We start from the raw sequence: 22,379 nt of genomic DNA on the forward strand, positions 1-22,379 counted from the left end.
CGACCATTCCGGTCGGGCGCCCTTCGCCGTTTCTCACCACTCCCGATCGGGGGAGTGAGGGCATCTTCACGTCGACGCAACGTGCGAAACCAGCTGGTGACCGACAGACATTCCGGCGCAACAACTTCCGCCTACTGTCTGCATCCAACGGATACCGGGCCGTATACAGCGGCCGGATACCGGATTCACTGGCCCGTCTCGCCCCGCACGTTCCTCGACCGAAAGGCCCGCCCATGCGTCACCTCTCGAAGCGCGCCCTCGCCGCGCCCGCCGCCGTCGCCGCCCTCGGCCTGGTCCTCACCGGATGCGGCAGCAAGGCCTCGGACACCGCTGCCGGCGACTCCGCGGCCGCGTCCTGCGTCGACACCAGCGGGGACACCGTCAAGGTCGGTTCACTCAACTCGCTGTCCGGCACGATGGCGATCTCCGAAGTGACCGTGCGTGATTCGATCGCGCTCGCAGTCGAACAGATCAACAACGCGGGCGGCGTGCTCGGCAAGCAGATCCAGGTCGTCGGCGAGGACGGCGCCTCCGAGCCGACGGTGTTCGCGGAGAAGGCCGAGAAGTTGATCAGCAGCGACTGTGTCGCAGCGGTTTTCGGTGGCTGGACGTCATCGAGCCGCAAGGCGATGCTGCCGGTGTTCGAGGACCGCAACGCGCTGCTGTACTACCCGGTGCAGTACGAGGGCCTCGAGGACTCGAAGAACATCTTCTACACCGGTGCCACCACCAACCAGCAGATCATCCCGGCGCTCGACTACCTCAAGGAGAAGGGCGTCACGTCCCTCTACCTGGTCGGCAGCGACTACGTCTTCCCGCAGACCGCGAACCGGATCATCAAGGCCTACGCCGCGGCCAACGGCATGGAGGTCAAGGGCGAGGACTACACGCCGCTCGGCTCCACCGACTTCTCCACCATCGTCAACAAGGTTCGCACCGCCGACGCGGACGCCGTCTTCAACACCCTCAACGGCGACTCCAACGTCGCGTTCTTCCGCGAGTACAAGAACGTCGGCCTCACCCCGCAGCAGATGCCGGTGGTGTCCGTCTCGATCGCCGAGGAGGAGATCGGCGGCATCGGGGTGGCGAACGTCGAGGGCCAGTTGACGGCGTGGAACTACTACCAGACCGTTGACAGCCCGGAGAACACGGCGTTCGTCGCGGCGTACAAGGCGAAGTACGGCCAGGACAAGCCCACCTCCGACCCGATGGAGGCCGCGTACACCTCGGTCTACCTGTGGAAGAACACCGTCGAGAAGGCGAACTCGTTCGCGGTCGCGGACATCCAGGCCAACGCCGACGGCGTCAGCTTCGCCGCCCCAGAGGGCACCGTCACCATCGACGGCTCCAACCACCACATCACCAAGACCGCCCGGATCGGCGAGATCCGCGGTGACGGACTGATCCACACCATCTGGGACTCCGGTCAGCCGATCGTGCCCGACCCGTACCTCGAGTCCTACCCGTGGGCCGAGGGCATGGCGAAGCAGTAGACGACGCGACGAAACCGATCGGTGAGGGAGGAGGTACGCACGTGGACGTCGTGATCGGGCAGTTGTTCACGGGCCTGAGCATCGGGTCGATCCTGTTGCTGGCCGCGCTGGGACTGTCGTTGACGTTCGGCCAGATGGGCGTGATCAACATGGCCCACGGCGAGTTCATCATGGCGGGTAGCTACACGGCATACGTCGTGCAGCAGGTGATCTCGAGCGCGACCGGGTCCCTGCTGGTGTCCCTGCTTGTCGGCTTCGTCGTCGGCGGTCTGATGGGTGTGCTGCTGGAGGTGACGCTGGTTCAGCGGATGTACCACCGGCCGCTCGACACCCTGCTGGTGACGTTCGGTGTCGGTCTGGTGCTGCAGCAGCTGGCGCGCGACATCTTCGGGGCACCGGCGGTGAACGTTGTTGCGCCGCCGTGGCTCTCGGGTGGCGTGGAGATCCTCGGCGCGGTGGTGCCGAAGACCCGGATCTTCATCCTGGTGCTCGCGGTGGTCGCGGTCGCCGCCGTCGCGGTTGCCCTCAAACGGTCGGCGATGGGACGTCGGATCCGCGCCGTGGTGCAGAACCGGGATCTCGCCGAGACCAGCGGAATCTCCTCGCGCCGCACCGATGTCACCACCTTCTTCATCGGGTCCGGGCTTGCGGGTGTCGCCGGCGTTGCCCTCACTCTGATCGGGTCGACCAGCCCGACGATCGGGCAGAGCTACCTGATCGACGCGTTCCTGGTCGTGGTCGTCGGTGGGCTCGGACAGATGAAGGGGGCGGTGATCGCCGCGTTCGCCCTCGGGATCCTGAACTCGTTCGTCGAGTACTCGACGACCGCCTCGATCGCGAAGGTGATCGTCTTCGTCGTCATCGTGATCTTCCTGCAGGTCCGCCCCCAAGGCCTGTTCGCCGTCAAGACGAGGAGCCTGGTATGAGTGTCCTGACACATCCCCGGCTGCGGGTGTGGGGCGGTTTCGCGGTCGCGGCGGTGCTGCTGTTCGCGGTGGCGCCCGCGGTCCTGTCCGACTTCCGGCTCGGCCTGCTCGGCAAGTTCCTGTGTTTCGCGATCGTCGCCGCCGGAATCGGATTGGCCTGGGGCCGCGGTGGAATGCTCACCCTCGGTCAGGGCGTGTTCTTTGGCATCGGTGCATACGCGATGGCGATGCACCTGAAGATCGCGGACGCGCAGCTGACGGGTCAGGATGTGCCGGACTTCATGCGGATCGCGGGCATCACCGAGCTGCCCGGCTACTGGCAGCCGTTCGCATCGCCGATCGTCGCGATTCTCGCGGTGCTGGTGCTACCGGGGTTGGTGGCGCTGGTGCTCGGCCTCGGGGTGTTCAAACGCCGGGTCAAGGGCGCCTACTTCGCGATCCTGTCCCAGGCTCTCGCCGCGGCATTCGCGATCCTGCTGATCGGGCAGCAATCCATCGGAGGCAGCAACGGGCTCAACCGGTTTCGCACCTTCTTCGGGTTCAACCTCGCCGACCCGGTGAACAAGCGAATGCTGTTCTTCATCGCCGCAGGAGTGCTGCTGCTGTCGGTTGCGTTGATCCGGCAGCTGATGCGCTCGCGCTACGGGGAACTCCTCGTCGCGGTGCGGGACCAGGAGGAGCGGGTCCGGTTCCTCGGCTACGACCCGGCCAACATCAAACTCGTCGCCTACGTGGTCGCCGCGTTCCTCGCGGGCATCGCGGGTGCGCTGTTCGTACCGATCGTCGGGATCATCTCCCCGGCGGACGTCGGAATCGTTCCGTCGCTGGCGTTTCTGATCGGCGTCGCGATCGGCGGCCGCGGCACCCTGCTCGGCCCGGTGCTCGGCGCGATCGGGGTCGCGTTGGCGCAGTCCGTGTTCTCCGAGTCGTTCCCGTCCGGCTGGACGTACGCGCAGGGACTGCTGTTCATCGTGGTCGTCGGATTCTTCCCGGCCGGTGTCGCCGGCCTGGCAACGCTGCTGCGGCGCCGGCGCGTCGATCCACCCTCGGCCGAGCCCGACGCACCCGCCCCCGCGGCGATGCCCGAACCCGTGAAGGTGCCGTCATGACCGAGATCCTGTCCGAAGCACGGACTCCCGAGCCCGGTGGCAACGCGGGCATGTCCAGCGAGTACCTCGAGGTGCGCGGACTCACCGTCACCTTCGACGGGTTCACCGCCGTCGACGGGGTGGACCTGACGCTGCTGCAGGGCGACCTGCGGTTCCTGATCGGCCCCAACGGCGCGGGCAAGACCACCCTGGTCGACGCGATCACCGGGTTGGTCCCGGCGACCGGGTCGGCGACCAAGTCCGGGGTCGAACTGATCGGAAAGAAGGTGCACCACATCGCCCGGCTCGGGGTCGGCCGCACCTTCCAGACCGCGAGCGTGTTCGAGGACCTGTCGGTGCTACAGAACCTCGACATCGCGGCGGGTGCCCGGCGGTCCGCCTGGACCCTGCTGCGCCGCCGCGGGCAGGTGCTTCCGGAGGTCGAGGAGGCGCTCGAGACGATCGGGCTGACCGCGCAACGCGACACCCCCGCCGGGATCCTCGCCCACGGGCAGAAGCAGTGGCTCGAGATCGGGATGCTGCTCGTCCAGAACGCCGACGTACTGCTGCTCGACGAGCCCGTCGCGGGCATGAGCCTCGAGGAACGCGAGGAGACCGGACAGCTGCTGCGCCGCATCGGTGGTGCGCGGACCGTCGTCGTCGTCGAACACGACATGGACTTCATGCGCTCGTTCGCGACCTCGGTGACCGTGCTCGCTGCCGGGAAGGTGCTGTCCGAGGGGACCGTCGCGCAGGTGCAGGCGGACCCGAAGGTGCAGGCGGTCTACCTCGGCGCCGCACACCATGAGAAGGGGGAGTGAGATGCTCGAATTCGTCGATGTCCGTGCCGGATACGGCCGCACCGAGGTCGTGCACGGAGTGTCGCTTACGGTCCCGGAGGGTGGGGTCGCCGCGGTGCTGGGGCACAACGGGGCAGGCAAGACCACGCTGCTGCGGGCGGCCGTCGGGCTGGTCAAGGCGTCGGCCGGGAGGATCCTGCTCGGCGGCGAGGACATCACCGGACTGCGGCCAAGCGCCCGCGTTGCACGGGGACTCGCCTACGTGCCGCAGGGGCAGCAGTCCTTCGGCCAGCTGACCTGTGCCGAGAATCTGCAGGTCGTCGCCGACGGCCGCAGACGGGGGCGGGCACTGATCGCGGAGGCACTGGACCTGTTCCCGGCGTTGGCCGGCCTGCTCGACCGCCGCGCGGGCCTGCTCTCCGGGGGGCAACGTCAGCAACTCGCGATCGCCAGGGCGCTGATCACCGAGCCTCGGGTGCTGATTCTGGACGAACCGACGGAGGGCATTCAGCCCAACGTCGTCGCGGAGATCGAACGCACCGTCATCGACCTGACCCGGCGCGGGGACCTGAGCGTGCTGCTCGTCGAGCAGCACATCGGCTTTGCCCTGCAGGCGGCGCAGCACTACAGCGTCCTCGCCGCGGGCCACGTCACCTCCACCGGGCGGGGTGGCGCCGATTCCGGCGACGCGGTCCGCGCCGCGATGGCGATCTGACCGTGGCGGCGACATCCGAGGCCGGACCGACCGGTTCCCGACGCGAGCAGGTCTATCGCGCACTGCGCGCCGACCTGATGAGCGGGCGGATCGGCCCGGCCGAGCGGCTCAGCGAGGAACGACTCGCCGAGATGTACGGCGTCTCGCGGACCCCGGTCCGCGAGGCCCTGCTCCGGCTGCAGGCGGACGGCCTCGTCCAACGTGACGTGCGGGGCCTGTTCCCGTACCGGCCGCGGCTCGAGGACCTTGCGGACCTGTACGAGCTGCGGATCACCCTGGAGGTCCGGGGTATTCGCCGGATCCTCGACGGTTCCGGCGATCGGCACGACCCGGAGGTTCTCGGTCCCGAGCTGGCGCGGTGGTACGCGCTGCGAGACGAGACCCCGGAACCGGACGCCGGCTTCGTCGCCCTCGACGAACGATTCCACACCACCCTGCTCGCCGCGGCGGGCAACCGGGCGCTCAGCGACGCACTGGCCGGCGTGAACGCGCGGGTGCGCCCGGTGCGGATGTTCGACTACCTGACCCCGGATCGGATGAGCGCGACCGTCTCCGAACACATCACGGTCGCCGAACTGATCCTCGACGGACAACTGCAGCGGGCGCACGACGCCCTGCTCTCCCACATCGACGAATCCCGCGCGGTCGTCATCGACCGCGCCCAGCAGGCGCGCGCAATGGCGCGGATGGCCAGCGCCGTCCGCGACTGACCGGGACGTGCCCCACGAAAGGCGGAAAGACAATGACCACCCTCTCGTTCGACACCCTCCTCGTCGCAAATCGAGGTGAGATCGCCTGCCGCATCATGCGGTCTGCGCATCTGCTCGGACTCAAGACGGTCGCGGTGTACTCCGATGCGGACGCGTCGGCCGCCCACGTCGAGATGGCGGACGTTGCGGTGCGCCTCGGTCCGGCGCCCGCCGCCCAGTCGTACCTGCGTGCGGATGCGGTGATCGAGGCCGCGTACACGTCGGGAGCGGGCGCGATTCATCCGGGCTACGGATTTCTTTCGGAGAACGACGAGTTCGCCGCGGCCGTCGAGGCCGCCGGGATCGCCTTCGTCGGTCCGACCCCGCAGCAGCTGCGGGTGTTCGGCAACAAGCACTCCGCACGGGAGGCGGCCCGTGCCGTCGGGGTGCCGTTGGTCGCGGGCAGCGGCCTGCTCGACACCGTCGCCGACGCGGTCGCCGCGGCCGAGGAGATCGGCTACCCGGTGATGCTTAAGGCCGTCGGTGGCGGCGGCGGCATCGGGATGCAGGCCTGCGTCGACGCGGCGGACCTCCGCGGCGCCTATGACCGGGTGCAGCGGCTCGCCGCCGCGAACTTCTCCTCATCCGGGGTGTTCCTCGAACGGTTCGTCGCCAGGGCCAGGCACGTCGAGGTCCAGGTGTTCGGTGACGGCGTCGGCCGCACCCTGAGCCTCGGGACCAGGGACTGCTCGCTTCAGCGCCGCAACCAGAAGGTCATCGAGGAGGCCCCCGCCGTCGGGCTGTCGGATTCGGTTGTCGAGCAGATGCTCTCGTCGTCACGGGCGCTGGCGTCGTCGGTCGGCTACCGGTCGGCGGGCACCGTTGAGTTCGTCTACGACGTGGACCGCGGTGCGGCGTCGTTCCTGGAGATGAACACCCGGTTGCAGGTCGAGCACCCGGTGACCGAGGAGGTGACCGGCGTCGACCTCGTCGACTGGATGCTGCGACTGGCGGGCGGCGACTCGTCGATGCTGGACGCGCTGCCCGACACCGGGCCCGCGATCCGCGGCCATGCCGTCGAGGCTCGCGTGTACGCGGAGGATCCGGGCCGTGGCTACCGGCCGTCCGCTGGCCTGCTGACCGGTGTCGAGTTCCCCGCCCACACCCGGGTGGAGACCTGGGTGGAGACCGGCACCGAGGTCAGTGAGCACTACGATCCGATGATCGCCAAGGTGATCACCTCCGCGGGCACCAGGGCGGCCGCCTTCACGGCGCTCGGCGCGGCCCTCGACGAGACCGCGCTGTACGGCATTGCCACGAATCTGACACACCTACGAGCGATCTCGGAACTGCCTGCGGTGCTGGCGGGTGACCACACCACCGGAACCCTTGCCGACCTGACGGTCGGCGGCGCTCGCGTCGACGTGCTCCGGGCCGGGACGATGACGACCGTCCAGGACCACCCCGGCCGGCTCGGCTATTGGGAGGTCGGGATCCCCCCGTCCGGCCCGATGGACGATCTGTCGTTCACGCTCGTCACCGCCGCGGTCGGCAACGCCGCCGACGCCGCCGGGCTCGAATGCACCCTGCAGGGACCGCGGTTGGAGTTCGCGGAGCAGACGGTGGTGTGTGTTGGCGGCGCGCCTGCGCCGGTCACCGTGAACGGGGCACCGGTGCCGATGTGGGAACCGGTGACGGTCCCGGCCGGGGGTGTGCTCGACATCGGCGGTCCCGAGGATGACGGACTGCGCACCTATCTCGCGATCCGCGGCGGGGTGGCCGCGCCGACCTACCTCGGCAGCGCATCGACGTTCACTCTCGGCGGCTTCGGCGGGCCGACCGGACGCGCCCTTGCCACCGGGGATGTGCTGAGTCTGGGGCAGGCAGACGGCGGTACCGCTCCCGCGCCGGTCCCGGCCGCCGACCGTCCGGTGTTCGCGCACACTTGGCATCTCGCGGTGACGGAGGGCCCGCAGCCGTCCCCGTCGTACTTCACGGCCGAGGACATGGCGCAGTTTTACGACACCACCTGGATGGTGGCGGCGCACGCTAACCGGACCGGCATCCGGCTGGAGGGCCCGAAGCCGCGCTGGTCACGCACCGACGGCGGCGACGCAGGCCTGCATCCGTCGAATCTGCACGACAACCCGTACAGCGTCGGCGCGCTGAACGTGTCCGGCGATACCCCGATCCTGCTCGGCCCGGACGGGCCCAGCCTCGGCGGTTTCGCCTGCCCGCTGACCGTCACCAGCGCGCACCGCTGGAAGCTGGGGCAGATCCGGCCCGGCGACGCGGTGCGGTTCGTCCCGGTCACCGATGCCGCGGCCGCGCGGCTGCGCTCATCGAATTTGCTTCGGGCGGCGACTCTTCCACCGTCCGATGCCCGATCATGCACCTCCGACGGCGGCATTCTCGGGCGCCGCGACGCGATCCTGGACCGCCCCGCGGTGGCCTACCTGCGCGGCGGTGACGACAACATTCTGATTGAGTACGGCGCAATGGAACTCGGCCTGGGGCTGCGGATGCGGGTGCACGCGCTATCCGAGGCGCTCGCCGAGCGCAGGCTTCGCGGGCTGATCGATGTCACGCCCGGGGTGCGGTCCCTGCACCTGCATTTTGACCCCGACCTGCTGCCCGCGGGCCGCCTGCTCGACGTGCTCCAGGACATCGAGGACCTGCTGCCCGCGACCGCGGACCTGGTGGTACCCAGTCGCACCGTCCGGTTGCCGCTCTCGTTTGACGACCCGTCGATCGCCGAGGCGATCGACCGGTACCGCGCCGGCGTCCGCGACACCGCGCCGTGGCTGCCGTCGAACATCGAGTTCATCCGGCGGATCAACGGTCTCGACTCGGTCGACGAGGTGCGGGACGCCGTCTTCGACGCCGAGTACCTGGTGCTTGGGCTCGGTGACGTGTATCTCGGTGCGCCGCTCGCGGTTCCGCTCGATCCTCGGCATCGGCTGGCCACCACCAAGTACAACCCGGCCCGCACCTGGACTCCGTCCGACGCGGTCGGGATCGGCGGCAAGTACCTCTGCGTCTACGGGATGGAATCGCCCGGCGGCTATCAACTGGTCGGACGGACCGTGCCGATCTGGTCCGGATACCGTCAGCAGGGGCCGTTCGAGCAGGGCAAGCCGTGGCTGTTCCGGTTCTTCGACCGGATCGTCTGGGAACCGGTCACCCCCGACCAGCTGACGGAGTATCGGGCGCAGGCGCGCGCGGGCCGATTCAACGCCGAGATCACCGACGGCACCTTCGCGCTCGCCGATCATCTCCGTTTCCTCGCGGACAATGCAGACTCCATCGCCGCGTTCAATGCCCGTCAGTCCGTGGCGTTCGATGCGGAGAAGCGGGCCTGGCACGAGTCCGGGGAGTTCGACCGCGTCGAGGCAGCGGCGCCCGAGCCGGAGCTTCCCACCGAGATCGTGCTGCCGCCGGGGGCGATCGCGGTCGAGGCCCCGATGGTGGGCACCGTGTGGCGGGTCGAGGTCGAGCCGGGGCACACCGTCGAGTCCGGCCAGGACGCGGTGATTCTCGAAGCGATGAAACTCGAGATGCCCGTGACGTTCCCGCGCGCAGGCCGGGTCCTTGAGGTACTCGTCGAACCGGGCGCGAAGGTGCAGCCCGGTACCCCGCTCGTCGTGATGGGAGCCGCATGAACATGAGCACGGTCACGACTCCGGTCAGCGACGCCCCCACGCCCACCGACCGGGTCGAGCGAGCGTTCCTCCGGATCGCCGAGGTCCATCGACCCGAGGTGTGGATCACCCTGCGGGAGAAGGAGGACGTGCTCGCCGACGCGCGTGACGTTGAGGCACGGGTGGCCGCGGGGGAGCGGCTTCCGCTCGCGGGGCTGCTCCTCGCGGTCAAGGACAACGTCGACGTCGCCGGGCTGCCGACCACCGCGGCGTGCCCCGACTTCTCCTATCCGGCAACGGTCACCGCGAGCGGTGTGGCGCGACTGGTCGCGCAGGGCGCGGTGGTGCTCGGCAAGACCAACCTGGACCAGTTCGCGACCGGGCTGGTCGGCACCCGCAGTCCGTACGGCGCGGTGCGGTGCGGCTGGGACCCCGACCGCGTCTCCGGGGGGTCGAGCTCGGGGTCCGCGGTCGCGGTCGCGCTCGGCATCGCCGACATCGGGATCGGCACCGACACCGCGGGATCGGGCCGGGTGCCCGCCGCGCTGCACGGCATCGTCGGGCTGAAGCTGACGCTCGGGGTGATCCCCACGCACGGTGTGGTGCCCGCCTGCATCGACTACGACTGCCTCACCGTCCTCGCCCCGGACCTGGGCGGTGCGGCCACCGCAGCCCGCATCATGGTGGGAGCAGAGCCACGGGATCCCCGCAGCCGGGTGTGGCCCGCCGATGTGCGCCTTGCCGCTCCCGCCGCGCCGGTCGTCGCGGTGCCGCGGATCGAGGATCTCGCCGACCTGTGCCCCGAGTACCTCGCCGCCTTCTCTGCCACCGTCGCCGGGCTGGAGGCCACCGGCGTGGAGACCCGCTCCGTCGACATCTCCGGGTTGCTCGAGGCGGCCCGCCTGCTCTACGACGGCGCCGTCGTCGCCGAGCGATACGCGGCGATCGGGACCTTCCTCGGGGCCGGACCCGCCGGGGCGGATCCCACCGTCGCCGCCATCGTTGCCGCCGCGAAAACGCCTGCGGCACACGAGCTGGTCGCGGACCAGGACGCGCTGGTGCGGGCCAAGGCGACCGCGGCGGCGACCCTCGCCGGGTGCGATGCCCTGCTGTTGCCGACCACCACCGAGCACCCCACCATCGCCGCGGTTCAGGCCGACCCGATCGCGATCAATCGGCGGATGGGGACGTACACCAACTTCTGCAACCTGCTCGACATGGCTGCGGTCGCGGTGCCGGGAACGCCGACCGCGCAGGGAAATCCGTTCGGGGTGATGGTCGTGGTGCCCGCCTTCGGCGATCAGGTGGCGGTCGACCTGGCCGCCCGGCTCGCCGCGGTAGACGCCCCGACGCTCGTCGAGGGCGGCGCGGAGCTCGCGGTGTTCGGTGCGCATCTGCGGGGGCAGGCACTGCACTTCCAGCTCGAGGAGATCGGCGCCCGGTTCGAGGGGGAGACGGTCACCACCGACGCCTACCGGCTGTACGCGCTGGACACGGTCCCGCCGAAACCGGGACTGGTGCGTCGCGGCGCCGGCCTCGGATCACCGATCGTCGGGGAGGTGTTCCGGGTGTCGCACGCCGGACTCGGCCGCTTCCTCGCGGCGCTGCCCGCGCCGATGACGCTGACCGCGGTCGAACTGTCCGACGGCCGCAGCGTCGTCGGGTTCGGCTGCACCCACGATGCCGTCGACGGCGCCACCGACATCACCGACCACGGCGGCTGGGTGGCGTACCGGACGGCGTAGGCGGGCGCCGCGGGCGCGCGGTGTGTCACGGATGGCGCACGTCCGGGGACACCGCCGATCGCGGGCGTCAACCTCGTGGTCGGGTGTGCGCGCCGCGATCACCGCACGGAAGGCGACGCGACTTAGTGCACCCCGACCGGAGCCGTGTCGGGCAGGTCGGACTTCGTGGCACGCACCAGGATCGCCACGATCGGCGCGATGACCAGCAGGAGCGCCGCGGCCCAGACGAACACCTGGCTGTACCCGGCGACCTCGGCGCCGAGGGCGACCTCCCGCAGCGCGCCGGGATCGGTGGACGCCGGGGAGTCCGCCGCGAACACGGTCTTCGCGGACACGTAGATCGTGGTGAACAGGGCGGTCCCGAGCGCCCCACCGATCTGCATGGTGGCGTTGACGAGTGCGCTCGCCGCGCCCGCGTCGTGGTCACGGACCCCGACCAGGGCCAGGTTCTGCATCGGGACCATCAGCAGGCCGAGACCGGCCCCCAGGACCAGCAGTCCCGGCAGCACCGCGGTCCAGTACGAGCTGTGCACCTCGATCCGGGAGAGCAGCAGCAACCCGGCGGCCGCGACGACGGGGCCCGTCGTCATCGGAAGCTTCGGGCCGACCCCGGTACTCAGCTGCGCCGCGACTGCCGCCGCGATCGTGATGGCGACCGACAGCGGCAGCGACGCAACACCGGAGACGAACGGGCTGTAGCCGAGCACGATCTGCAGGTAGAACGTCAGGTACAGGGTGCCGCCGAGCAGCGCAGCGCCGACCATCACCGAGGCGAGGAAGCTGGGCCCGCGATTGCGGTGCCACGGAACCGACATCGGCAGCAGCGGATTCGCGGACCGCTTCTCGACGACCACAAACACCACGAGCGCCACCAGCCCGAGCGCGATGAAGCCGATTGTCTGCGACGAGGACCAGCCGTGCTTCTCGGCCTGGGTGAACCCGTAGACGAGGGAGCCGAGCCCGACCGCGACCAGGACGGTGCCGGGCAGGTCGTAGCGGGTGTCGCCGTGCGCCTTCGTCTCCCGCACGATCGGCGCGGTGACGGCGAGCGCGAAGATCGCGATCGGGACGTTCACCAGCAGGCACCAGCGCCAGTCGACGTACTGGGTGAGCAGGCCGCCGAGAAGCAGGCCGATTGCGGCGCCGCCGCCGGAGATCGCGCCGAACACGGCAAAGGCCTTGGCCCGCTCCTTCTCCCCGATGAAGGTGGTGGTCAGGATCGCCAGCGCTGCCGGCGCGAGCAGCGCGGCGAACACGCCCTGGCCGGCGCGGGCGGCGAACAGTTGGATGCCGTTCTGCGCGATGCCGCCGATCGCGGATGCGACCGCGAACCCGATCATACCGACCATGAACGAGCGCTTCCGGCCCCAGAAGTCGGCAATCCGGCCGCCGAGAAGCAGCAACGCGCCGAACGCGAGCGCGTACGCGGTGACCACCCAGTGTCGGTCGGAGTCGGAGATGCCGAGTGCGTGCTGCGCCTCGGGAAGGGCGATCGACACGATGGTGCTGTCGAGCACCACCGTCAGCTGGGCGAGCGCCACGATGCACAGCACCAGCCAGCGGCGGTCGTGATTGGGGTTCTCGTGTGGGGCCGCGGCCGGGCGCGAGGTGTCCTGAACCTCAGTGGACATCGAAGAGTTCCTACCGATCGGTGGCGCGGACGACTGTCACGGCCGAAAGAAGCCACGGTAGCCGCGTTCGCATCGGCGCCGCCAACCCACTGGCCGGATCCGTTGGCATCCTCACACCGGCTTGCCCCGGAGGCATCCGGTGTGAGCACCACTCGGTACGCCCGTCCGGAGTCAGTGGAAGGTGTCCCGCTCGATCCGCAGGGTGTCGATGGTGGTCGCGAGCATGTCGTACTGGCCGACGAGGAGGACGAACTCGATCATCCCCCGGTCGTCGAGGTGCTCCGCCAGCGCCGCCCAGGCGTTGTCGGCGATGTTCCTCGTCGCGACCAACTCGTCGACCGCGACGAGCATCGCGCGGTGCCGGGCGCTCCAGCCGTCCGCGTCCGGGCCGACCAGGACCCGCGCGAGGAGTTCGGCGGTGACGCCCGCGCGCCGCCCGAGCCGGATGTGATGGTCCATCTCGTAGTCGCAGCCGCGCAGGTGGGCGATCCGCAGGATCACCAGTTCCGTTTCGTGGCGGGAGATCCGGCCGCCAGGGCGCAGCACCGTCCCCGCGAAGTGCAGCCACCCGCGGTAGGTGCCCCCGGCCCGGCCGAGGGTGCTGAACACCTGGGCGTCCGGTGTGCGCGACGCGAGCGAGACCACCCGCCACACCATCCAGTTCAGCGGACCGAGTCTGCGTAGCCGTCCGGGGGCGATCCGCGCGGTCACCGGGTGCGCTCCGGGAGATCGGTGGTGAACCGGGCCCGCTCGGTGCGGGCGATCGACAGTGCCGCAGCCATTCTCGGCTGGCGGCGAAGGTCGATCACTCGCTGGGCGGGCACGCGCAGGTGTACCAGGCCGGCCACCCACCCCGGTGCATAGATCCGTCGGCGGCGCAACACAATTCCCCTTTCCAATGCGGACACCGCGGTCTCCAGCGGTGACACCGCGGTGAACATGCCCGACCACCGGATCTTGTCCGCGGCGGCGCTGTCGAACCCGATGCTGATCATTTCGGTGTCGATCTCCCCGAGATAGCCGACACCCACCCGGGCGCCGAGGTGCCGCATCTCCACCCGCAGCGTGTTGCCGAGCGCCTCCACCGCGGCGGCGGTGGCGCTGTAGGCGCCGATCAACGGCAGGTGGACGGCAGCGGCGCCGGAGGTGACGATCAACGCGTAACCGCCGGGATGACCGAGGTGCTCACCCGCCGCCCGCAGCGTGTGGTAGGTCCCCATCAGGTTCACGTCAACGGTCTGCCGCATCACCTCGGTGTCGCCGCCGATCATCGGAAGTTGCGCACCGACACCGGCATTCGCGACCACGACGTCGAGCCCGCCGAGCTCGGCGACCAGCTCCCCGATGGCGGTCTCGACCGCGCCCGCGTCCCGGACATCGCAGTACCGCCACGGTGCCCGGCCGCACGCGACCGCGACCTGCTCGAGCAGTTCGGGTTCGAGTCCGAGGAGCGCGACCCGGGCCCCGCCGCGGTGCAGTCGTCGCGCGAGGGCGGCGCCGATGCTGCGGGCCGCGCCGGTCACGATGATCCGGCGTCCGGACAGCCGCGCGTCCAGCAGGTCTCGCGGCATCACGGCCCTCCGCCCCGTCGCTTCCGGTGATTTCCACCATCCGGTAGGCAACGTAGCACCGGATCCGGCCCGCCCGGACCAACATCGACACCTCTCCTGCCGAACCGGACACGGGCGGTCGGTTCGCCTCCTCGGCCGGGGGGGGGCACCGGGCGGGGACGGCGGCGCGGCCGACCGGGTGTTGTTGACCGCGGGTCGGCGATCGCCAACACTGTGGAGCGCGCGTCGTGACCCGACGCGGTGCGTGGAAGGAACGGATGGCGACGCTGTCGATCGACCCCGCCGAGAATCCCGTCGTGTTCACCGCGAGCGGCGTGCGGGAACCGAAGCAGGTCACGGTCGGGTGGAGCACGGCTTCGCTGGCACCGGGCCGGGTCACCCGGCGGATCGACGGCGGTCCCGAGGTCGCGCTCGGCTCGGGGGTGTCGGGATCGGTGACCGGCGAGATCGAGTTGAATCAGACGCACACGTTCACGCTCCGGTCGGCGCTGGGGCAGGTGCTGGCGACGCTGGTGGTGACGACGGTCCTCGAGTCGGCGCAGGTCCCGGTGACACCGGCGCAGCGGATCGACATCAGCCGGGTCGCCGTCCGTGCCGACCTGGTGTACCTGCGCTGGCGCACCGCAGTTCCGGTGGCCTGCTGGGTGGAGGTCGTCTCCGCGGGACGCGAGCACGGGTTCGCAGGCACCGAGGCGGGCACCGTGCACCAGGTGCGGTTCGAGGGACTGGATCAGGACACCGAGCACACGGTCCGGATCCTCCCGGAGGGCGGCATGGCGCGGTACATCGGGACCGTGCACACCGGCGTCCGGGAGGTGTCCGTCCGCTCCAACGGGGCGCCGGCCGGGTGGGGGGTCGAGGTGACCATTCCCAAGGCGCCCCGGCACCTGTGGATCGGGCGGGACGGGATCGCGGTCGACGGCGGAGCGTCCCGGGAGCGGGTCGACCTGCACCCGGACCTGGGGCCGGTCGCCTCGGGGCTGCGCGGTGTGGTTCCGGAGGCGGATATCCCGATTACCCTCCCCGCCGGAAACGCCGATGGCACCGGGACCGTGCTGGCCCGGGTGTCCGTCACGGAGGGGACGTGGATGCCGGATCCGGAGGTGTTTCGCCGGATCCGGCTGCGCCGGGCGCCGGACGCCCGCGACACCCGGGTGACCGGCTCCACGACGGTCGATACCCCCGGGGGCGCGCTCCGCCTGGACCTCTCCCCGGACGGCCTCCTGCACGCGCACGCACCGTCCGGGCCGGATCCGGTACTCGGCGGACCCTTTCCGGCGGGGGTGCACGCCTGCGCGGTGGACGGGGGTGTCCTGCTCGTCGGCACCACACCATCCGATGAGGTCGTCGCCGCCGTCGTCGACCCGGGCCGGGTGGCGGACGCCGATTGGTGTCGGCTCGGGCGGGCGCGCTCGGTGGTGGTGACGCCGACGAGAGGCGGCGCCGAGCTGCTCACGCTGTCCGGCGGCGGGGACCTCGGGCACCTGACGGTGTGGGTGGACGACGGGGTGCCCCGCGCAGCCGCCCGGTCCGATGTTGGCAGCGACTGCGTCGGCGCGTGCGCGGTGACCCACGAGCGCCTCGGTCTGGTTGTTGTCGCGGCATTGCAGGGCGGGCTGATGCGACACCGCAGGCGGCAACCGGACGGTGCCTGGGGTGGGTGGACGGACGTCGGCCGGATCCCGCCGAGTCACTGTGCGGTGCACTGGGAATCGGCGGACTGCCTGGCCGTCACCGCCGTCGACGCCGACCGGACCGTGCGCGTGCTCGCGTGGCCCGGCTACCCGGCGGCCCGAGCCCGCGGCGACTGGACGGAGGTCGGGACCCTGGCCGGGCTTGAGGATCCGGATCCGCCCCGCGGACCGGCCCCCGGTCGGTGACCGCTCAGGTCCCGGCGATCAGGTACGGCGAGACGGAGCTGCGGTGCTCGTTGATGTCGAGTTCCTTGCCGAGCGGAGGGAACGCCCGCTGGGGGCAGTTCATTCGCTCGCAGACCCGGCAGCCCGCACCGATAGGGGTTGCCGCGGCATCGGATTCGATGTTCAGGCCGTCCGCGTAGACGGTCCGGTGGGCGTGCCGCAGCTCGCAGCCGAGGCCGATCGCGAACGTCTTGCCCGGCTGCCCGTAGCGGGTCGCGCGGCGCTCGACGGTCCGGGCGACCCACAGGTAGCTCCGGCCGTCCGGCATCTTCGCGATCTGCGTGATGATCTTGCCCGGGTACGCGAACGACTCGTACACGTTCCACAGCGGGCAGGTGCCGCCGCTGGAAGAGAAGTGGAATCCGGTGGCGGACTGACGCTTCGACATGTTTCCGGCCCGGTCCACCCGGACGAACGAGAACGGAACGCCGCGCAGCTTGGGGCGTTGCAGGGTGGACAGGCGGTGGCAGATCGTCTCGTAGGACTGCGAGAAGAACGCCGAGAGCCGCTCGATGTCGTATCGGAAGTCCTCCGCGATCTCGTGGAACTGCCCGTACGGGAGCACGGTTGCTGCGGCGAAGTAGTTGGCCAACCCGAGCTTCGCAAGGGAGCGGGAGGAATCGGAGGTGAAATTTCCCTCGTCGACCAGCTTCTCGATCAGGTCCCCGCACTCGAGGTACGCGAGCTCGGCCGCGAACTTGAACACCTTCTGTCCGCCCGACAGGTGGGGGGAGATCTCCAGGACCCGGGCCTGCGGATCGAAGCGGTGCAGCACCCCCTCCCCGAGGTCGATGCGCTGCACGATCTGCACGTCGTGCACGGCCTGCAACCGGTTGGCGATCTCGCCAGCGACATCACCGCGGTGAAATCGCATGCGGGCGGTGAGATCCTCTGCCGCGGTGTCGAGTTCGTGCAGATAGTTCTGCCGCTGATAGAAGTAGTCCCGCACCTCCTCGTGCGGCTTGGTGATCGAGCCGGAGCCACTGCCGTCGCTGTAACGGTCCTCGGTCGCCGCCGCGAGCTGCGCGGTGGTGTTGCGGTAGCGGCGGTGCATGTTCACCACCGCCCGAGCCAGGGACGGGTGCGCGGACACCATCTCGGCGAGCTCCTGCGGGTCGGCGTCGATCCCCATCTCCTGGTCGAGGGCCACCTCCCGCAGCTCGGCGATCAGGCGGGTGTCGTCCTGGGAGGAGAAGAAGGTGGCGTCGACACCGAAGACCTCGGTGATCCGCAGCAGCACCGGCACCGTCAGGGGGCGGACGTCGTGCTCGATCTGGTTGAGGTAGCTCGCCGAGATCTCGAGCGTCTTCGCGAGCGCGGCCTGGCTCATGCCGCGTTCGGTGCGCAGCTGACGCAGGCGGGCACCGACGAACGTCTTGGACATTCCACGAGATTAGGACGTACCCCCAACCTTCGCAAGGAGGGGTTTGCACTCTTAGCTGTTGGTGCTGCCCATCCGGTCGATGAGCAGTTCGATCGTGTCGAGCAATGCGCCGATGCGCAGGTCGAACGGGGTTGCGGCGTCGTCGAACGCGCCGACGGTCCACAGGTGGGTCAGCGTCGGGTACCGGGCGGGGTCGAAGGTGTTGGTCCAGAAGTCGTTTTGGGGAGCCCAGTACGTCTCGTAGTCCGTACCCTGCGCGCGGGTGTCGGCATCCTCCGCGGCGGCGCCGCGCGCGAACCCGGACACCGCCTGGTTCACGATGGCGACCGTCTCGATCACCTGGCGCGGGGTCAGGCCGGTGTCGATGAGGATGCGGTAGCCTGCCTCTTCCGCGTCGAAGACGTGTGGCGCCAACGGCATTCGCCAGGTGTTCACCGTCAAGAGCCAGGGGTGCGCCCGCAGCAGGGTGAAGAGGCCGTGCGCGTACGCCTCGAGTGCCGGCCGCCAGGTCAGCGTCGGGTCGGGGAGCGGAAAGTCGGCGTATGCGCGGTCGATCATCGCGTCGACCAGGTGTTCGCGGGCCGGGACGTGCGAGTACAGCGTCATCGTGCCGACGCCGAGCGCGCGGGCCACCGACCGCATCGAGACCGCGTCCAGGCCCTTCTCGTCGGCAACCCCGACCGCGGCGTCCACCACCTGGGCGCGGTTCACCCGGGCCGGTCGACCCCGCCGGGGTGTCGGCGCGGGCGGGGCCCAGAGGACGGCGAACCGTCGGTTGTCCGCGGGGGCGTGCGACGCGGCGGCGGGTTCGTTGGTCTCGCCCACGGGTGGATCTCCTCTGGAAACTGCCTTGCACGGATTTCTCGTGCAGCGTACCGTAAATCCCGTGACTGAATCGGTACGCCGTACGGAAAACGCGATTCGGGCGAGGGGGCTCACGAAGACCTTTCGTCGCAAGAAGGAGACCGTCGAGGCGGTCAAGGGCATCGACCTCGACGTCCAGCAGGGGGAACTGGTGGCCTTCCTCGGGCCGAATGGGGCCGGGAAGTCCACCACGATGCGGATGCTCACCTCGGTGCTGAGCCCCACCTCCGGCACCGCGGAGGTGGCGGGATGTGACGTGGTGCGCAGGCCGGCCGAGGTCCGGGCCCGCATCGGATACGTCGGGCAGGGCAACGCGGGCGGCTACTCGTACCGGGTGGGGGACGAGCTGCGCAATCAGGCGCGGTTCTACTCGGTGCCGGGTGAGGTCGCCCGCCGCCGCGCCGCCGACCTGCTCGAGGCGCTCGAACTCACCGGGATGGAGAAGCGAACGGTGCAGTCGCTGTCCGGCGGTCAGCGCAGACGGCTCGACGTCGCGATGGGACTGATGAACCACCCGCGGTTGCTGTTCCTCGACGAGCCGACCACCGGCCTCGACCCGCACGCGCGGGCCAACCTGTGGGAGCACGTGCTGCGGCTGCGGGAGGAGAACGCGATGACGCTGCTCCTCACCACGCATTATCTCGACGAGGCCGACGCGATGGCCGAGCGGATCGTGTTGATCGACAACGGCACCGTCATCGCCGACGCGACTCCGGCGGTGCTCAAACGCGACTTCGCCGACGACGTCGTGACCATCGAGGTGGCCGCGGGTGAGGGTGTCGCCGCCGCGCGGTCGGTGCTCCCGTCCGACGTCACCGGCGTCACCGAGACGGTCACCGACACCGGCGCGGTGCGGCTCGCCCTCACCACCCACAACGGTCCGGAACTGGTGCCGCCGCTGCTGCGGACCCTCGACTCGGCTGGCGTGCCCGTCGCGTCCACCGACGTCAAGCCCGCGTCGCTCGACGACGTGTTCCTGAACCTGACCGGACGGTCCCTGCGCGAGGAGGCGGCATGACCGAGGTGATCAACCGGATCGCGGCGGAGCCCGAGACGCTTCCGGAACGCTCGCGGCTGGGCAAGTGGTTCCACGACACCGGGGCGGTGTTCACCCGCGAGATCCTCGTCGTGCTGCGCGACCCGTTCACACTGATCTTCTCGCTGCTGCAGCCGCTGGTGTTCCTCGGCCTGTTCGGGCCGCTGCTGGACGGGATGCTCGGCGCGGGCGGCATCGACGGCGAATCGGCGCTGCAGTGGTTCCTGCCCGGCGTGCTCGTGATGATCGCGATCTTCGGCACCGGGATGGTCGGCGGAAACCTGCTGTACGAGTTGATGACCGGGGCGTACGAGCGGATCCTCGCGACCCCACTGGACCGGTCCTCGATCCTGGTGGGGCGGGCGCTCAAGGAGTTCGCGCCGCTCGTCGCCCAGGCGCTGCTGATCACCGTCGTCGCGATCCCGTTCGGGCTGGTCTTCTACCCGCTGCACGTGCTCGTCGGACTGCTCATCCTCGGTGTCTTCGGGATCGGGCTCGGCGCGCTGTCCTACGCGCTCGGTCTCGCCTCGAAGAACCGGGAGTGGGTGTTCTGGGGTGTGCAGCAGTCGGTGATCTTCCCGCTGCTGCTCCTTGCGGGCATGATGCTGCCGCTGGAGGCCGGGCCCGGCTGGATGCAGGCGGTGTCGAAGGTGAACCCGCTGACCTACATCGTCGATGCCGAGCGGGCACTGTTCACCGGAACGATGTGGGACGCCGACGTCGCGTGGGGATTCGTCGCCGCGGCCGTGACCTGTGCGGTCGGGCTGTGGGTCGGGATCCGCGCGGTCAAGCGCACCATCTGATCCCGAGTTCGCTCCCAACACCCCTGTGCACACGGATTTTCCGTCGTGCGCAGGGGTGTTGGGCGTGCAGTGGGGGTGTGCGTGCTGGAGGCCCCGTGTGCACAGGGGTGTTGCGGGTGCGCAGGGGTGTTGGGCGTGCAGTGGGGGTGTGCGTGCTGGAGGCCCCGTGTGCACAGGGGTGTTGCGGGGTGCGGAAAGCGGACCCGTCAGCGGTTTTCCGAACGCGGCGCCCCGATGCCCGGGTCGATCTGCACCGGCCCGGCCGCGGACGGCGCCACCGGGAAGTCGAAGATCGCGGTCGGCAGGTACACCGTCGAGCAGGAGTTCGGCACGTCCACGACGCCGGACAGTCTGCCCTCGATCGGGGCGGCCCCGAGCAGCAGGTACGCCTGCTCGGGGCTGTATCCGAACTTGGTCAGGTAGTCGATCGCGTGCAGGCAGGCCCGCTGGTACGACAGGTGCGAGTCGAGGTAGCGTTGCTCGCCGTCGAGGGTCACCGACGTCCCGGAGAACGCCAACCACTCCGAATACTGCGGGTCGGTGTTGCCGGGCATGAAGATCGCGTTCTCGGAGACCCCGTAGGTGTCCATCCCGCCCCTGATCAGATCGACGCGCAGGTCGATGAAGCCGCCCATCTCGATGGCGCCGCAGAACGTGATCTCCCCGTCGCCCTGGGAGAAGTGCAGGTCGCCGACCGACAGGTTCGCCCCGTCCACGAACACCGGATAGAAGACACGACTGCCCTTGGTGAGGTTCTTGATGTCCTGGTTCCCGCCGTTCTCCCGCGGCGGGGCCGTGCGCGCCGCCTCGCCCGCGACCCGAGCGAACTCGCCTGCGGGCAGCGACCCCAGCACCGCGTCCCTCGGTTCGGGCGGAAGCGCCAACGGCGGAACCCGGTCCGGGTCGGTGGCGATCAGGGCCCCCTCGCGCGCGTTCCACTTCGCCAGCAGCGCTGCCGACGGCGCGGTCCCCATCAACCCGGGGTGGACGATGCCGGTGAACTTCACGTGCGGCACATGCCGCGAGGTCGCGGTCTGGCCCGCGAAGTCCCAGACCGCCTTGTACGCGTCCGGGAACTGCTCGGTGAGGAAGCCGCCACCGTTGCCGCGGGAGAAGATGCCGGTGTATCCCCAGCCCTGGCCGGCGAGCGGACCGGCATCCTCCTGCGGGATCGGCCCGATGTCGAGGAGGTCGACGATCAGCAGGTCGCCCGGCCGGGCGCCCTCGACCGCGAACGGTCCCGACAGGGTGTGCACGGTGGTCAGCGGGGCGTCGCGGATGTCGTCGGCGGAATCGTCGTTGCGGATGGCGCCGTCGAACCACTCCCGGCAGTGCACCCGGAATGAGTCGCCCGGTTTGACGGTGACGGCGGCCGGAATGTCCGGGTGCCACCGGTTGTGGCCGACGATCGCCTGATCGGTGAACTTCTTCGTGGAATCGAGCGGGAACAGCAGTTCGGGCATGGTTCTCCTTCCAACGACGAACGGTTCTACGGGCGTGGCAGTGTCCGGTGGCGTGGGTCCGTCGACATCGGTGTGCTGCGACGGCGGGGCGGCGGCGCGGACACCGTGTCCGGTTCGTGGGCGGAGCGTGCGGTGCGGTCGAGCAGCGCCATCTCGGGCGACCTGAGGTGCCCGAGGCGGGGCGCGGAGACCCGGCGAGGTGCCGGGCCGTCGCACTCGATGCACCCGGTCGCGGCGGGGACGGCCGTCATCGGGTGGGACTGCTCGAACGGTCCGCAGTCGGGGCATCGGAATTCGTACAGCGGCATGGCCTCACACTCCGCGATCGTCGGGGGTGCACGTTGGACGCCACGCTAACGGTCGACGCGGATCGAGGCGGGGTGCGACACGGCCGGGGCCGCCGCGGAGTCCGGGTTCGCCGACCTGCAAAGGCGCACCGACGGTGACTGCACTCACAGTTGGCCTCCGGGGGCGGTGAGTGTCGTGGCGCAAGGGGGCGGCGGGGCGGACCCCGGGTGGCGCGCGGGCCCCCCGGGCCGGGGGCGCCGGCGCCGGGGGAGTTTGAAAATTGCTGTAACTTTACATTATCTTATAAAACAAAACCAGACCAC

General features: G+C 70.0%; 18 protein-coding genes. 11 read left to right on the forward strand and 7 right to left on the reverse strand.

Annotated features, from left to right (window positions below; all coding sequences use genetic code 11):
- The first annotated feature begins 233 nt into the window (after nucleotides 1–233).
- From urtA to atzF, 8 genes are read left to right on the forward strand one after another with little or no spacing between them, the layout of a single operon-like run.
- Nucleotides 234–1,493, forward strand: coding sequence for an urea ABC transporter substrate-binding protein (gene urtA, locus ACFWPA_RS06565; RefSeq protein WP_378506126.1), 1,260 nt, complete (start codon nucleotides 234–236; stop codon nucleotides 1,491–1,493).
- Nucleotides 1,494–1,534: 41 nt separating this feature from the next.
- Nucleotides 1,535–2,419, forward strand: a complete 885-nt coding sequence (gene urtB, locus ACFWPA_RS06570) for an urea ABC transporter permease subunit UrtB (protein ID WP_378506127.1) — start codon at nucleotides 1,535–1,537, stop codon at nucleotides 2,417–2,419.
- Nucleotides 2,416–3,528: an urea ABC transporter permease subunit UrtC gene (gene urtC / locus ACFWPA_RS06575; RefSeq protein ID WP_378506128.1), complete on the forward strand. Its 1,113-nt coding sequence runs from the start codon at nucleotides 2,416–2,418 to the stop codon at nucleotides 3,526–3,528. The genes urtB and urtC overlap by 4 nt, the downstream gene beginning before the upstream one ends.
- The gene (gene urtD, locus ACFWPA_RS06580; RefSeq protein ID WP_378506129.1) at nucleotides 3,525–4,328 is read left to right on the forward strand and encodes an urea ABC transporter ATP-binding protein UrtD; all 804 of its coding nucleotides are present in this window, start codon (nucleotides 3,525–3,527) and stop codon (nucleotides 4,326–4,328) included. The genes urtC and urtD overlap by 4 nt, the downstream gene beginning before the upstream one ends.
- A gap of 1 nt (nucleotide 4,329) precedes the next feature.
- A complete protein-coding gene (gene urtE / locus ACFWPA_RS06585) occupies nucleotides 4,330–5,022 on the forward strand; it encodes an urea ABC transporter ATP-binding subunit UrtE (RefSeq protein ID WP_378506130.1) in 693 nt (230 codons plus the stop codon).
- Nucleotides 5,019–5,732 (forward strand): GntR family transcriptional regulator, encoded by a 714-nt coding sequence (locus ACFWPA_RS06590; protein WP_378569924.1) that lies wholly within the window; start codon nucleotides 5,019–5,021, stop codon nucleotides 5,730–5,732. The genes urtE and ACFWPA_RS06590 overlap by 4 nt, the downstream gene beginning before the upstream one ends.
- 32 nt (nucleotides 5,733–5,764) lie before the next feature.
- Complete coding sequence (uca, locus tag ACFWPA_RS06595; RefSeq protein ID WP_378569875.1) at nucleotides 5,765–9,373, forward strand: urea carboxylase; 3,609 nt, start codon at nucleotides 5,765–5,767, stop codon at nucleotides 9,371–9,373.
- Between the two features lie 2 nt (nucleotides 9,374–9,375).
- A complete protein-coding gene (gene atzF, locus ACFWPA_RS06600; protein ID WP_378569876.1) occupies nucleotides 9,376–11,097 on the forward strand; it encodes an allophanate hydrolase in 1,722 nt (573 codons plus the stop codon).
- A 122-nt stretch (nucleotides 11,098–11,219) separates the two neighbouring features.
- Here atzF and ACFWPA_RS06605 read toward each other — a convergent pair whose 3' ends face one another.
- The 3 genes from ACFWPA_RS06605 to ACFWPA_RS06615 form a co-directional block, all read right to left on the reverse strand.
- Nucleotides 11,220–12,728: an MFS transporter gene (locus ACFWPA_RS06605; RefSeq protein ID WP_378569877.1), complete on the reverse strand. Its 1,509-nt coding sequence runs from the start codon at nucleotides 12,726–12,728 to the stop codon at nucleotides 11,220–11,222.
- A gap of 171 nt (nucleotides 12,729–12,899) precedes the next feature.
- Nucleotides 12,900–13,439, reverse strand: a complete 540-nt coding sequence (locus ACFWPA_RS06610; RefSeq protein WP_378506134.1) for a carboxymuconolactone decarboxylase family protein — start codon at nucleotides 13,437–13,439, stop codon at nucleotides 12,900–12,902.
- On the reverse strand, nucleotides 13,436–14,299 hold the full coding sequence (locus tag ACFWPA_RS06615; protein WP_378506135.1) for an SDR family NAD(P)-dependent oxidoreductase: 864 nt from the start codon (nucleotides 14,297–14,299) through the stop codon (nucleotides 13,436–13,438). Before ACFWPA_RS06615 ends, ACFWPA_RS06610 begins: the two co-directional genes overlap by 4 nt.
- 227 nt (nucleotides 14,300–14,526) lie before the next feature.
- Here ACFWPA_RS06615 and ACFWPA_RS06620 point away from each other — a divergent pair, with 227 nt between their 5' ends.
- Nucleotides 14,527–16,179, forward strand: a complete 1,653-nt coding sequence (locus ACFWPA_RS06620; protein ID WP_378569878.1) for a hypothetical protein — start codon at nucleotides 14,527–14,529, stop codon at nucleotides 16,177–16,179.
- Between the two features lie 4 nt (nucleotides 16,180–16,183).
- Here ACFWPA_RS06620 and ramB read toward each other — a convergent pair whose 3' ends face one another.
- Entirely contained in the window at nucleotides 16,184–17,602 is a 1,419-nt protein-coding gene (ramB, locus tag ACFWPA_RS06625) for an acetate metabolism transcriptional regulator RamB (protein WP_378506137.1), read from the reverse strand.
- Nucleotides 17,603–17,653: 51 nt separating this feature from the next.
- On the reverse strand, nucleotides 17,654–18,427 hold the full coding sequence (locus ACFWPA_RS06630; RefSeq protein WP_378506138.1) for a TetR/AcrR family transcriptional regulator: 774 nt from the start codon (nucleotides 18,425–18,427) through the stop codon (nucleotides 17,654–17,656).
- Between the two features lie 61 nt (nucleotides 18,428–18,488).
- On the opposite strand from ACFWPA_RS06630, the gene ACFWPA_RS06635 reads away from it, so the two are divergent.
- Both ACFWPA_RS06635 and ACFWPA_RS06640 read left to right on the forward strand, forming a co-directional pair.
- On the forward strand, nucleotides 18,489–19,484 hold the full coding sequence (locus tag ACFWPA_RS06635; RefSeq protein ID WP_378506139.1) for an ABC transporter ATP-binding protein: 996 nt from the start codon (nucleotides 18,489–18,491) through the stop codon (nucleotides 19,482–19,484).
- Nucleotides 19,481–20,305 (forward strand): ABC transporter permease, encoded by an 825-nt coding sequence (locus ACFWPA_RS06640; RefSeq protein ID WP_378506140.1) that lies wholly within the window; start codon nucleotides 19,481–19,483, stop codon nucleotides 20,303–20,305. Before ACFWPA_RS06635 ends, ACFWPA_RS06640 begins: the two co-directional genes overlap by 4 nt.
- Before the next feature lie 206 nt (nucleotides 20,306–20,511).
- Here ACFWPA_RS06640 and fmdA read toward each other — a convergent pair whose 3' ends face one another.
- Complete coding sequence (gene fmdA / locus ACFWPA_RS06645; protein ID WP_378569879.1) at nucleotides 20,512–21,768, reverse strand: formamidase; 1,257 nt, start codon at nucleotides 21,766–21,768, stop codon at nucleotides 20,512–20,514.
- A gap of 26 nt (nucleotides 21,769–21,794) precedes the next feature.
- Complete coding sequence (locus tag ACFWPA_RS06650; protein ID WP_378569880.1) at nucleotides 21,795–22,076, reverse strand: FmdB family zinc ribbon protein; 282 nt, start codon at nucleotides 22,074–22,076, stop codon at nucleotides 21,795–21,797.
- Between the last annotated feature and the right edge of the window lie 303 nt (nucleotides 22,077–22,379).

The organism is Rhodococcus sp. NPDC058505 (genome assembly GCF_042720095.1).
In the GTDB taxonomy this organism is placed as follows: Bacteria; Actinomycetota; Actinomycetes; order Mycobacteriales; family Mycobacteriaceae; genus Rhodococcus_G.